11 protein-coding genes and 1 riboswitch are annotated in these 12,756 nt (G+C 65.5%); of the genes, 4 read left to right on the top strand and 7 right to left on the bottom strand.

From position 1 onward, the window contains the following. Positions 1-43: 43 nt before the first annotated feature. The 6 genes from thiE to ACYVB7_RS06290 form a co-directional block, all read right to left on the bottom strand. Positions 44-1,219: a thiamine phosphate synthase gene (thiE, locus tag ACYVB7_RS06315; protein WP_460505845.1), complete on the bottom strand. Its 1,176-nt coding sequence runs from the start codon at positions 1,217-1,219 to the stop codon at positions 44-46. Positions 1,220-1,302: 83 nt separating this feature from the next. Next, on the bottom strand, positions 1,303-2,100 hold the full coding sequence (locus ACYVB7_RS06310) for a thiazole synthase (protein WP_460505844.1): 798 nt from the start codon (positions 2,098-2,100) through the stop codon (positions 1,303-1,305). A gap of 4 nt (positions 2,101-2,104) precedes the next feature. Further along, entirely contained in the window at positions 2,105-2,341 is a 237-nt protein-coding gene (thiS, locus tag ACYVB7_RS06305) for a sulfur carrier protein ThiS (protein ID WP_460505843.1), read from the bottom strand. Between the two features lie 39 nt (positions 2,342-2,380). Beyond that, on the bottom strand, positions 2,381-3,493 hold the full coding sequence (locus ACYVB7_RS06300) for a glycine oxidase ThiO (RefSeq protein WP_460505842.1): 1,113 nt from the start codon (positions 3,491-3,493) through the stop codon (positions 2,381-2,383). After that, on the bottom strand, positions 3,490-5,409 hold the full coding sequence (gene thiC / locus ACYVB7_RS06295; RefSeq protein ID WP_460505841.1) for a phosphomethylpyrimidine synthase ThiC: 1,920 nt from the start codon (positions 5,407-5,409) through the stop codon (positions 3,490-3,492). The genes ACYVB7_RS06300 and thiC overlap by 4 nt, the downstream gene beginning before the upstream one ends. Positions 5,410-5,515: 106 nt before the next feature. Further along, positions 5,516-5,641: riboswitch (TPP riboswitch) on the bottom strand. 22 nt (positions 5,642-5,663) lie between these two features. Continuing rightward, positions 5,664-6,461: a hypothetical protein gene (locus ACYVB7_RS06290; protein ID WP_460505840.1), complete on the bottom strand. Its 798-nt coding sequence runs from the start codon at positions 6,459-6,461 to the stop codon at positions 5,664-5,666. 31 nt (positions 6,462-6,492) lie between these two features. Between ACYVB7_RS06290 and ACYVB7_RS06285 the strand changes: the two genes are divergently transcribed. Continuing rightward, positions 6,493-6,927, top strand: a complete 435-nt coding sequence (locus ACYVB7_RS06285; protein ID WP_460505839.1) for an EAL domain-containing protein — start codon at positions 6,493-6,495, stop codon at positions 6,925-6,927. Between the two features lie 54 nt (positions 6,928-6,981). After that, entirely contained in the window at positions 6,982-8,574 is a 1,593-nt protein-coding gene (locus ACYVB7_RS06280; RefSeq protein WP_460505837.1) for a methyl-accepting chemotaxis protein, read from the top strand. Between the two features lie 22 nt (positions 8,575-8,596). On the opposite strand, the gene ACYVB7_RS06275 is transcribed toward ACYVB7_RS06280, so the two are convergent. Next, on the bottom strand, positions 8,597-10,480 hold the full coding sequence (locus ACYVB7_RS06275; protein ID WP_460505836.1) for an Ig-like domain-containing protein: 1,884 nt from the start codon (positions 10,478-10,480) through the stop codon (positions 8,597-8,599). 325 nt (positions 10,481-10,805) lie between these two features. On the opposite strand from ACYVB7_RS06275, the gene ACYVB7_RS06270 reads away from it, so the two are divergent. Next, positions 10,806-11,696 carry a transporter substrate-binding domain-containing protein gene (locus tag ACYVB7_RS06270; RefSeq protein ID WP_460505835.1) on the top strand — a complete coding sequence of 297 codons (891 nt, stop codon included), beginning with the start codon at positions 10,806-10,808 and terminating at the stop codon, positions 11,694-11,696. Positions 11,697-11,818: 122 nt separating this feature from the next. Beyond that, on the top strand, positions 11,819-12,718 hold the full coding sequence (locus tag ACYVB7_RS06265; RefSeq protein WP_460505834.1) for an amino acid ABC transporter substrate-binding protein: 900 nt from the start codon (positions 11,819-11,821) through the stop codon (positions 12,716-12,718). Positions 12,719-12,756 lie beyond the last annotated feature (38 nt).

Raw genomic sequence — 12,756 nt, 5'->3', positions numbered from 1 at the left:
CGCAACACGCCGATGCCCCGCCGTGGCGGGCCGGTCTCGAACGTCAGCGTGTGGACCGGGGCCAGCCCGGTGCCAGGGTTCGGGGGGCCGCAAGCCCTTGCGCCCAGACCGCCTGCAAGTGTGCCAACGCCTCTTCGGGGTGGGCCGAGGCGGTGATGGCCGTGATCAGCGCCACCCCGGCGGCCCCGTGTTGCACCGCCTCTTGCAGGCGCTGCGCATCCATGCCGCCAATGGCCACCACGGGCACCGGCAGCAGGTGGCTCCAGAACGCCAGGTTGCCGTTGCCCTGGGGCCGCCAGGGCATGTCCTTGGTGGTGGTGGCGTGGATGGGACCGCAGGCGATGTAGCTGGGCCGCAGCGCCCAGGCCCGGCTCACCTCCCACGGGCTGTGGGTGCTCAGGCCCAGGTGCAGCCCGGCCTGGGCCAGGGCCTGCACGTCGGCGTGGCCCAGGTCTTCCTGGCCCAGGTGCACGCCAAACGCCCCTTCTTCCATGGCCAGTTGCCAGTGGTCGTTGATGTAGAGCTGGGCGCTGGCGGCGCGGGCGGCGGCCACGCTGCGGCGGATGTGCTGGCGCAGGTCGGGCTGCGTCGGGTCCTTGATGCGCAGTTGCACCGTGCGCACCCCGGCGGCCAGCACACGTTCCACCCAGTCGGCGCTGTCCACCACCGGGTACAGACCCAGCGTGCGGTGGGCGTCGTCCAGCTGTGGCAGCGGCGGAAGCAGCGGCGGCGTGGGCAGGGCATGGCCGGGCAGGCTGAGGCGGGGCAGGTGGGCGATGTTCAAGCCCAGCGCCGGGGCGTCGGTGGCTGGCCAGGGTTGGGGCCAGCCTTGGCCACTGGCCGTGTGCATGCGGGCCAGCACCAGGGCATCGGCCGCCACAAACCCGTGGGCCAGGGCTTGGGCGGTGGTGTGCGCCAGGCGTTCGGCTTCCGTGGCGGTGGCGGAGGGGTCCACCGCGGTGGGCGTGACCGGGCGGCTCAGCCAGCCGCTGGCGTGGGGGGTGTCCATCCAGTCGTGCCCGCGCAGGGCCACGTCGGGGGTCTGCGGGTGCCCCAGGATGAGCACGCTGCCCACCCCGCGCTGGCGCAGGGCCGCGGCCAGTTCGGGGGCGGAACGCAGCCCGTCCTCGCCCAGCAGGGCCTGGGCCTGGGCCGGGGTGGCCAGCAGCAGCGCCGCCTGGGTCCACCCGATGCTCTGGGGGCCAACGATGGCGGGCACGGCGGTGGGTGTTCCCAGGATGTCGTTTTGAATGATGAAAATGATATCTAGCGCTTTATGGGCGTCAGTTGTAGTTATTGAATTCATAGCAAAAAAGGTCTTCCTGTCACGGGGGTGGTGGCGCGGGCCATGGCCTGGGGGGCCATGACCCCGGACTCCCAAGCCAGTCGCCCGGCTTCGATGGCCAGGCCGAAGGCGCGGGCCATGGCCACCGGGTCGTGGGCCTGGGCCACGGCGCTGTTGAGCAGCACGGCGTCAAACCCCAGCTCCATGGCCTGCACGGCGTGGGCGGGCGAGCCGATGCCTGCGTCCACCACCAGCGGCACGTCGGGCAGGCGCTCGCGCAGGGTGCGCAAGGCCCAGGGGTTGATGAGGCCCTGCCCCGAGCCGATGGGCGCGCCCCAGGGCATGAGGATGCGGCAGCCCGCGTCCAGCAGGCGCTGGCAGGTGACGAGGTCGTCGGTGCAGTAGGGAAACACCTCGAAGCCCTCGCGCACCAGCTCGGTGGCGGCGGCCACCAGCTCGAAGGGGTCGGGTTGCAGGGTGTGGTCGTCGCCCACCACCTCCAGCTTGATCCAGGCGGTGCCGAACAACTCACGGGCCATGTGGGCCAGGGTCACGGCCTCGCGGGCGGTGCGGCAACCAGCGGTGTTGGGCAGCAGCCGGGCCCCGCTGGCGCGGATCAGCGCATAAAAGTCGCCCGGTCCGGCGGCGGGGGTGCCGGGTTGGCCGTGGGCCAGTTGGCGCTTCAGGCCCACCGTCACCACCTGTGTGCCCGAGGCGGCTATGGCCTGTTGCAACACGGCGGGCGAGGGGTAGCCCGCGGTGCCCAGGAAAAAGCGGCTGGTCAGCGACACGCCACCGATGTTCAGTGCGCTCATGGCTTCAGCCTCCGACGATGGGTTGGAAGGTGGTCACGCTGTCGCCCGCGTGCAGGCGGTGGTCGGCCCGTCGGTCGCGGGGGACAAACTGGCCGTTGACGGCGGTGGCCACCGCGTCGGGGGGCACGCCCAGCGCGGCCAGCAGGTCGGCCAGGGTATCGGGGACGGTGGCGGGGGATGCAGCGGCCTCGCTGGTCACAGGCCAGGGTTCGCCGTTGAGGGTCAGGGGTGGGGTGGGCATGGGCAGCGTGGTCTGAATGGGTTGTGGCGGCGGTTGGGGTCAGCGTGCGGGCAGGGCTGCGAGTTCGGCCAGGGCCTGTTGCACCAGGGCGGGGGCAATCAGCCAGCCGTGGCGGAACAGGCCGTTGATGCGGCTGAGCCCGGGCTGGGTGTGCAGCAGGGGCAGGTTGTCGGGCAGGGCAGGGCGCAGGTTGGCCTCGCTGTGGACGATGCGGGCTTCCGCCAGGCCGGGCAGCACGCTGTGCGCGGCGCTCAGCAGCTCCAGCGTGCTGCGCACCGACACGGGTGAGCGGTCTTCACTCTCGATTTCGGTGGCCCCCACCACGATCAGGTCGCCTGGACGAGGCACCACATACACCCGCCAGCGTGGGTGCAGCAGCCGCACCGGGCGGTGCAGCACCACGCCGGGGGCGTGCAGCCAGAACACCTCGCCGCGCACACCGCGCACCTGCGCCGTGGGGGAGGGGGCGTCGCCGGGGCCGGAGGTGTTTTCCCGTGCGCCCACGCCGCGCACGTCAAACACATGGTCGAACCGATGCACCCCCTGGGCGGTGTGCAATTGGCGGGCTTGGGCCGACACCACGCGGCCCGCCTCGCCGCCATGGAAGTCTGCCCCGTGCGCCTGCGCCCAGGCCCCCAGCGCCGTCAGGGCCTGCACGGTGTGGATGTGGCCCTCGTGCGGCAGCAGCCAGCCGTGGGCAGGGCCGTGGATGTCCGGCTCCATTGCTCTCAATTCAGTAGCTGTCAGCGCTTTCAATGAAAGCGGTAGAGGCGATTTTTTCTCTAAAACCGACAGCGTGCGCTGGGCGGCCCCTTCGTCGCCCCGGTGGGCCAGCAGCAGGCTGCCGGCATGGGTCAATGCCACCTCGTGTCCGGCCTGGCGCAGCGTGGCCACGAGGGCGGGCCAGCGTTCCAGGCTGTCCAGCCCCAGCCGGTACACGGCCTCGTTGGCGCACTCCAGCTCGGCCGTGGGGCTGAGCATGCCCGCCGCCGTCCAGGCGGCGGCGCGGGCCGGGTCGCCACCCGCGGGGGCCTGGGTGAGGCTGGGGGCGGGGTCGAACAGGCTGACGCGGTGGCCTTGTTGCAGCAGTTCAAACGCCAGCAGGCGGCCCAGAAGGCCCGCGCCGGCCACGCCGAAGTGCTGGAATTTCATGCTTTGCCTTCGGGCTGGATGGGGATGTACAGGTCGCCGCCGCGCTCGCGGAACTGGCTGGCCTTGGCTTGCATGCCCTGGGCCAGGGCGTCGGCTTCGCTCAGGCCTTGCTGGGCGGCGTAGTCGCGCACTTCTTGGGTGATTTTCATGCTGCAGAACTTGGGGCCGCACATGGAGCAGAAGTGGGCGGTCTTGGCGCTGTCCTTGGGCAGGGTTTCGTCGTGGAATTCGCGGGCGGTGTCGGGGTCCAGGCCCAGGTTGAACTGGTCTTCCCAGCGGAACTCGAACCGCGCCTGGCTGATGGCTTCGTCCCGCGCCCGGGCGCTGGGGTGGCCCTTGGCCACATCGGCGGCGTGGGCGGCAATCTTGTAGGCGATCAGCCCGGCCTTCACGTCGTCGCGGTTGGGCAGGCCCAGGTGCTCCTTGGGCGTGACGTAACACAGCATGGCCGTGCCCATCCAGCCGATCATGGCCGCGCCGATGGCACTGGCAATGTGGTCGTGCCCGGGGGCGATGTCGATGGTCAGCGGGCCCAGGGTGTAGAACGGCGCTTCGTGGCAGTGGCGCAGCTGCTCGTCCATGTTGGCCTGGATGAGGTGCATGGGCACGTGGCCGGGGCCTTCGATCATGGTCTGCACGTCGTGCTTCCAGGCCACCTGGGTCAGCTCGCCCAGGGTGTGCAGCTCGGCAAACTGGGCTTCGTCGTTGGCGTCGGCCCCGCTGCCGGGGCGCAGGCCGTCGCCCAGGCTGAAGGACACGTCGTAGGCCTTCATGATGTCGCAGATGTCTTCGAAGTGCTCGTACAGAAAGCTCTCGCGGTGGTGGGCGATGCACCACTTGGCCATGATGCTGCCGCCGCGGCTGACGATGCCGGTGCGCCGCCGCGCCGTCAGCGGCACGTGGGCCAGGCGCAGTCCGGCGTGGATGGTGAAGTAATCCACACCCTGCTCGGCCTGTTCGATGAGGGTGTCGCGGAAGATGGCCCAGGTGAGGTCTTCGGCCACGCCGCCCACCTTTTCCAGCGCCTGGTAGATGGGCACGGTGCCGATGGGCACGGGGCTGTTGCGCACGATCCAGTCGCGGGTGGTGTGGATGTTCTTGCCGGTGGACAGGTCCATCACGTTGTCGGCCCCCCAGCGGATGGCCCACACCAGTTTTTCCACCTCTTCTTCAATGCTGCTGGTCACGGCCGAGTTGCCGATGTTGGCGTTGACCTTGACGCGGAAGTTGCGCCCGATGGCGCTGGGCTCCAGCTCGGTGTGGTTGATGTTGGCGGGGATGATGGCGCGGCCCCGGGCCACTTCGTCACGCACAAATTCAGGCGTCATCACCCGGGGCAGCAGTGCGCCCATGGGGTTGCCTTGCAGGCGCTGGTGGCGGCTGGGGTCGCCGTCGGCGTTGTTCAGGTAGGTGTCGGTCCAGGCGGCGGCGCGGGCGTTTTCGCGGATGGCCACGTATTCCATCTCGGGGGTGACGATGCCCTTGCGGGCGTAGTGCATCTGGGTCACGTTGGCACCGGATTTGGCCCGGCGCGGGGCGCGTTGCAGCGCGGCGGCTTCGGCCCGCAGCTGTTCGATGCGTTGCACCTCGGGATCGGTGCTGTCGCCACCACGGCGGTGGCCGTCGTCCAGGGCTTGGGCAGCGCGGCCCTCGTAGGTTTCGGTGTCGGCGCGGGCGTCGAGCCAGGGGCCGCGCAGGTCGGGCAGGCCGCGGCGCACGTCGATGGTGGCGCTGGGGTCGGTGTAGGGGCCGCTGGTGTCGTACAGGCTGACGGTGTCGCCGTTGGTCAGACGCACTTCGCGCAGGGGCACGCGGATGCCGGGGTGGATGCGCCCCGCTTCGTGCACCTTGGTGGAGGCGGGAAAGGGCTCACGGGTGAGCGACAGCAGCTGGGCGAGTTTGTCGGGGGCGTTCATGCGGGCATCCTTTGCGGTGGGGCAGCCGGGGTGGCAGGGTGCTCCGAAAGGATGGGCAGATCCGCACCCCATGAACGGGGGGTGGTGCGCCACCCCGGTGGGGGCAACGCGCGGATCGGGCTCTTCTTACGCCGGTACGAACCGGTTCAAGTTCACGGGTTTGGGTCTGACCATCTCAGCAACTGGGGCCGGTGCGGGTGGCACGCGGCGGGTTGCACCCCGGAGCGGGCGGGATTGTAGCGCCGGGACGGTCCTTACGTCCCCGACTGGGGCTGCGAGGGGCTTGCTGGGGTTTGGATGGCCGCTGTTGGGGAATGGGCAAACAAGTGTTCAAGCTTGGAACCCACAAACCAAATGAGCGCAGCCGGGAGAACCCACAAGAACACGGTGGTCAGCAGATAGAGACCCGTCATGTGCCCATAAGCGCGACTGATGGCAAACATGACGAACGCCAGCAAGAGTTCAAAAACCACAATCAAGAATGAGTTCCCATGCTCGCGCAAGTGCCGATACGACTCGACGATGCTGGTTTTCTCCGCGTTGCGCTGCAGGGTGAGTGTTTTGTAGAAATCGAAGTTCTTTTGGGCTCCGTCTTTGCGAAGCAGTGACACCACGTCATGCCACTGCACAAGCATCACCATCGAGCCGATGCCAATGGCCAATTTCAGCAACCATTGCGTGTTTGTCTCCACAGATGTCGGTTGGGGGAACACACATACTGCAATCGCTGATGCCAGTGTCAAGACAAGCAACCTGAGTGTCCTGTCTTTCGAGGGGAGCTCAACGAACATCTGATGACGTGCGGCATGAAAAACCAGGATTGGTGCACTGGCCAAGTAGCAGTACGCAAGGCCGTAGACACCCAGCAAAACCAAGGTGGCGCTGTCCAGTGTGGGGTTAGTTTCCTTGCCTGCTTGGAACAGCATTGGAGCCAATGTTGGGCTGAGCTTGCACAACATGAAAACGATGACTGCGCCCACAACGGTGCCCATACCGTAGCGCACGACATAGAACTCCCACCAACGGGATGTGGCGTCGCTGGCTGAAGACATGTCGTTCCTCCCAAAGTAAAGCCAAAATTGGATGATAGGGCACGTTTTTACGGGCTTTCCGACTCGTCTGGAGCTGACCGAGTCGCTGTTGATCGAAGACCCGGAACACGCCCTGACCACGCTCAACGGGCTCAAGGCCATGGGGGTGCGCCTGTCCATCGACGACTTTGGCACCGGGTACTCCAGCCTGGCCTACCTCAAGCGCTTCAAGGTGGATCGGCTCAAGATCGACCAGTCGTTTGTCCGCGATTTGCGGGACAACCCGGACGATGCCGTCATCGTGCAGGCCATCATCCAGATGGCGCATTCTCTGGGCTTGGTCACCATTGCCGAGGGGGTGGAGGACGAAAACACCAGCCAGCAGCTGCGTGATTTGGGCTGTGACGAGGCCCAAGGCTACTTCTGGGGCCGCCCGATGGATGTCAAGCAGGTTGATGAATACCTGCTTAAAGCCTCTTCGGCGTAAAGTGCCCCGCAGTGATCGGAACAGAACAAAGGGCTTCTTCAGGAGACGACAACCATGAACGTTCAGAACATCACGATTTCCGCCCGGCTCAAACTGAGTTTTGGGGCCATGGTGGCGCTGTTGCTGGTGCTGGTGGCCAGCGCCACCTTGCAGATGCAGGGTTTGCGAGCGGCCTCGCTGGACCTGTCGGACAACTGGATGCCCAGCATTCAGCACCTGAGCACGATGAACACCAAGGCCAGCGACTTCCGTTTGACGGAGTTTCAGCATGTGCTCAACACCGATGACAAAGCCATGAGCCAGATCGAGGCCAAGCTGAATGCAGAGTTGGCTGACTTCAATCAGCAACGCAACGCCTACGTCTCGTTGATTTCCAGCCCCGAGGAAAAAGCAATTTGGGACAGTTTCGAGGCCGAATGGAAGCGTTACCTCGAAATCCACGGCAAGGTGGTCGAGCTTTCCCGCCAGAACAAGAATGACGAGGCCAAGGCCTTGCTGGAAGGTGAGGCGGCCAAGGTGTTCCACCACGCGGGGGAATTGCTGCAGAAGGACGTGGACGAGAACGTCAAGGGCGGGGCGGCATCCAGCAAAAGCGCGGGCCGGACCTACCAGACCGCGTTGACCGTCATGGGGGGCGTGACCCTGGTGGCCGTGGTGCTGGCACTGGTCATGGCGACATGGATCATCCGCTCCATCAGTGCGCCGTTGGAACAGGCCGTCAACGTGGCCGAGCGCGTGGCCGAGGGCGACCTGACGGTGAGCATCCAGGCCAACCGGGGGGATGAAATGGGCACCCTGCTGCGGGCCATGGAGAAGATGACCCGCAACCTCACTGGCATCGTGGCCACGGTGCGCGGCGCCAGCGACTCCATTGCCACGGGGTCTGATCAGATTGCCACCGGCAACGCCGATCTCAGCCAGCGCACCGAAGAACAGGCCTCGTCACTGGAGGAAACCGCGGCCACCATGGAAGAGCTGGGTTCCACCGTCAAGCAAAACGCCCAGAATGCCCGTCAGGCCGATCAACTGGCCCAGCAAGCATCCACGGTGGCGTCTCACGGGGGCGATGTGGTGGGGCAGGTGGTTCAGACCATGAAGGGCATTGACGAGGCTTCCCGCAAGATTGCCGACATCATCACGGTCATCGACGGCATTGCCTTCCAGACCAACATCCTGGCCCTCAACGCCGCGGTGGAAGCCGCACGCGCGGGCGAGGCCGGTCGCGGTTTTGCCGTGGTGGCGGGCGAGGTGCGCACCCTGGCCCAGCGCAGTGCCCAGGCGGCCAAGGAAATCAAGGACCTCATCACCACCAGCGTGGAGCGGGTGGGGCAGGGCTCGGCCCTGGCCGACAAGGCCGGTCACACCATGGAGGAAATCGTGCAGGCCATTCAGCGCGTGACCAGCATCATGGGAGAGATTGCCAGTGCCAGCACCGAACAAAGCGATGGTGTGGCCGCCGTGGGCAACGCCGTCAGCCAGCTCGACCAGGTGACGCAGCAGAACGCCGCGCTGGTGGAAGAGAGCGCCGCCGCAGCGGCCAGTCTGAAACAACAAGCCCAAACACTGGTTCAGGCGGTCAGCGTGTTTCGGGTGAATGAAGGGGTATCGCTCGCCGGAGCCCCTTTGCGGCTCAGCCACCGGACCTGAGCTGCAACGACCCTGCTCAACCTCAGGGCTGTCGGCGTGTGCTGGCCGTGCGACGCAGGTGAGGCACCGTGGTCAGCGCCAGCAAGGCGGTAACCAGCATCAGCGCCCATTGGGTCAGGGTGGGCACACCCGACACCGACCCGCTGGCCGCGCTGGGCACGGTGACCGAAATGGTGGCCGAGTTGCTGACGCCGGGCCCGGAGTCAGACACTGTGTAGGTGGCGGTGGCCGTGCCGGTGAAACCTGCCGCCGGGGTGAAGGTCACCACGCCCGTGGCGGCGTTCACCGACCACGTGCCCTGACCGGCGATGGTGTTGGCCAGCGTGACGGTGCCCACCGTCAGGGTGTTGCCGGTGCCGGGCACATCGTTGTTCAGCACGCTGATGTTGACGGGGGTGACGGGGGCCGTGGAGGCCGTGTCGTTGTTGGCCACTGGCACGCTGCTGGACGCCAGGTTGCGCACCGTGACGCTGATGGTGGCCTGGTTGCTCACGCGGTTGAGCGAATCCGAAATGGTGTAAGGCACGCTCACCGTGCCGACGAATCCGGCCACAGGTGAGAACGTGACGGTTCCGTTGTTGTTGGAGGTGAAGGTGCCTTGACCCGCCACCGTGGTGGTGGTTTGCACCCCCGGAGTGGCGGGGTCCAGGTCCACCGTGTTGCCGCTCAGGGTGCTGCCCGAGGGGGCGGTGTCGTTGGACCACACGGACAAGGTGATGGCGGTGTTGAAGTTGGTGGTGGCTGCGTCGTTGGATGCCTGGGGAGCGGCCAGGCTGTCGTTGTCCTGGATGGTGAAGGTGATGTTGGCGTTTTGGGCACCACCGCACACGCTGGTGGACTGGATCTGGAACGCGCCGGGGTTGGGGTTGACGGTCAGTTGAACGGTTTCGCTGCCTTCAAGCAGGCCATCGTCGAGCACCGTGATGCCCAGCGGAATGGAGGTGGTGCCGTCGTAGCTTCCCGCGGGAATGGTCACGTTGAAGGTTGCGAGCCCGTTGGGCGTGGTGAAGTCGGAGCCCAGTGTGGCGGTGCCACCTGTGACACTGACGGACACGGTTTGGGCGCTGGGAAAGTCGCCCGACACCTTGATCCCCAGGCTCAGCGCACCAGCCGACTCACTGGCCAGGACGTTGTCTGCCGTGCCCGACGACAACTCGATGAACGGCGTCAGGCGAACGGAAATGTTGTCCAGGAAGTTGCCGAAGGTCAGGTTGCCGCCATTCGATGCCAAGGCGCCGAAGTTGAAGGCTGTGTCCCCCGAGGCTCCGTTCCAGGTGAATGCGCCGCTGTAATCGCCCCACTGGGTGCCGCTGACGTTGGCGCCTGAGGCCGCACACGCGGTGTTGGTGGTGATGGAGGTGCCGTTTTGGCAGGCGTCGATGGAGGTGTTGGCCGCGAGGCCGGTGGAAGCGGTCAGCACCATGCCCACCGCCGGGGTGGCCCCGACGTAAAACTGCATCTGGTCCACGCCGGTGCGCCCGCGGTGGCTCAGGCTCCAGGTGACTTGCTCGCCGTTGTTGATGCACAGGGTTTGCGACAGCGTGGAGGCCTGTTCCGCGTTGAGTTCGGCCAGCACTTTGCCTGCACGTGCAAAGACGCCTGCTTGTCCGTTGGCCCACAGCTCAATCAGTTTGCCCGTGGCGGGGGCCAGCGGGGCGGGACAGGAGCCGCCCGATGGCGCTTGGGAGGTGTGGGAGGTTGTCCAGCCGGGGATGGTGCTGTCGGGCACCTGTGTCCAACACGCGGTGTTGGAGGCCAATGCCGGGATTTCAAAGCTGCCGTTGTAAAAGCTTCGTTGCACTGCGGCGTGGGCCGACACACTGGTCAGACCCCACAGGCACAGGGCCGCCAGGATGGAGGTGGACCTGTGCGGGGGGAGGCAGGGAGTCGCGCGTGACAGAAACATGATGAAGCCCGTGGGGTATGGATTTCGAAACACAGGATTTTAATTAGTGAATTATTCCAGTCATCCCATCTCTCAAAGGCGTAGGCCTCGTTGTGTGACGGAATGCACATGCCACGCCATGCCGTGGTTTGAAGGGGCAATGGCGTGAAAAACGGAAAACCGTCATCCTGGTGGCCAGGTGTCCGTTTTTCCGTCACTGGGTGGGCGTGCATGCCCTGATTTCTGCACCAGCAAGGGGAAAATCCGTTCCATTGCTGTGCAAAACCTAGGGTTTGCCCTTGATGGCATGGCGCTTGCGATAACGGATGCACAACCGACGCCAACCATGAAACGCCTCATGCTTTTTCTCTTGTTCCTGGGCTGTGCCTTTGTGGCGCGGGCCGAGGTGCCTGCATCGGGCACTCTGAACAAGATCGCGCAGACGGCCACCATCAACCTGGGGCACCGGGAATCCTCCGTGCCGTTTTCGTACTTCGATGCGCGGCGGCAGGTGGTGGGTTACTCGCACGACCTCATGTTGAAGGTGGTGGAGTCCATCAAAGCCGAGTTGAAACTGCCCGCGCTGGTGGTGAGGCTGGTGCCCGTCACCTCGCAAAACCGCATTCCGCTGGTGCAAAACGGGTCGGTGGACCTGGAGTGCGGCTCCACCACGCACAACCGGGAGCGGGCGCGGCAGGTGGCGTTTTCGGTGTCCATCTTTCAGACCAGTTCTCGCCTGTTGACCCGCCGGGATTCGGGGGTGAACGAGTTGTTCGACCTTCAGGGGCGGCGGGTGCTGGTCACCGCGGGCACCACCAGCGAACGTGCGCTGATGCTGCACACCGAGTCCACCGGCACCCGGTTCGAGCGGGTCTCCGCCAAGGACCATGGCGATGCCTTTGCCTTGCTCCAGCAGGGCCGGGCCGATGCCTTCCTGATGGACGAGGCCGTGTTGCATGGGTTGCGGGCCAAAGCCGACCGACCCGATGACTGGCAGGTGGTGGGCAAACCCATGGCCCCCGAGGTGTATGCCTGCATGCTGCGCAAGGACGACCCCGGCTTCAAGTTGCTGGTGGACCGCAGCCTGACACGGTTGATGCAGTCGGGCGAGGCCCTGAAGATCTACCGACGGTGGTTCCAGAGTCCCATTCCAGGCCTGGGCATCAACCTGAACTGGCCACCACCAGAGCCGCTGCTTCGGTTGTACCGACAACCGTCCGATCAGCCCTTGGACTGATCACTCCCCTTCCACTTTCCCTGGCTGACCTTGACCTGATGGGTGCTGTGCCCCAGCGGCAGGGGTGGCTGTGGCCCACGTTTTGTTCAACTGTTTTTCCAACCCCCTCCAAAGGAGTCCTCATGAAAAAAACCGTGCTTGCTTTTGCCGCCGTGCTGGCGACCGCATCGGCTGTGGCCCAGCCCACCGACACCCTGAAGAAGATCAAGGACTCCGGTGCGGTGACCATGGGGGTGCGTGAAAGCTCGGGTGCGTTGTCCTACACCCTGGGTGACGGCAAGTACGTGGGCTACCACGTTGAAATCTGCCAACGCGTGCTGGCCGACATCCAGAAGCAGTTGGGCTTGGCCAAGCTGGACATCAAGTACCAGCCCGTGACCTCGCAAAACCGCATTCCCCTCACGCAGAACGGCACGGTGGACATCGAGTGCGGCTCCACCACCAACAACGCCACGCGCCAGAAGGACGTGTCCTTTGCCGTGACCACCTTCGTGGAAGAAGTGCGCATCGCGGTCAAGGCCAATTCGGGCATCACCTCCATCAACCAGCTGGCTGGCAAGAAGGTGGCCACCACCACCGGGACCACCTCGGTGCAAACGCTGCGCAAGCACGAGCGTGCAAATGGCGTGGATTTTGAAGAGGTGTTTGGCAAGGACCACGCCGACAGCTTCCTGCTGCTGGAGTCCGGCCGTGCAGACGCGTTCGTGATGGACGGTGCCATCCTGGCGGGCAGCATCGCCAAGGCCAAGAACCCGGCCGATTTCAAGGTGGTGGGCGAGGTGTTGTCGGTGGAACCCATTGCCATCATGTTCCGCAAGGACGACGCGGCCTTCAAGAAGGCGGTGGACGATTCCATCAAGGCCATGATGAAGTCGGGCGACATCGCCAAGCTGTGGACCAAGTGGTTTGAGCAGCCCATTCCGCCGGCCAACACCAAGGTGGGCATGCCCGCCAATGAAAACACCAAGGCCGCATGGGCCACCCCCAACGACAAGCCCATGGAAGAGTACGCCAAGAAGTAAGCGCTCCTCACGCCCGGGTTGTTTCTTCTTGATCAAGG

Source organism: Hydrogenophaga soli, assembly GCF_054777695.1.
Note: the sequence above shows the minus strand (reverse complement) of the source record. Positions and strands in the feature narration are given on the sequence as shown.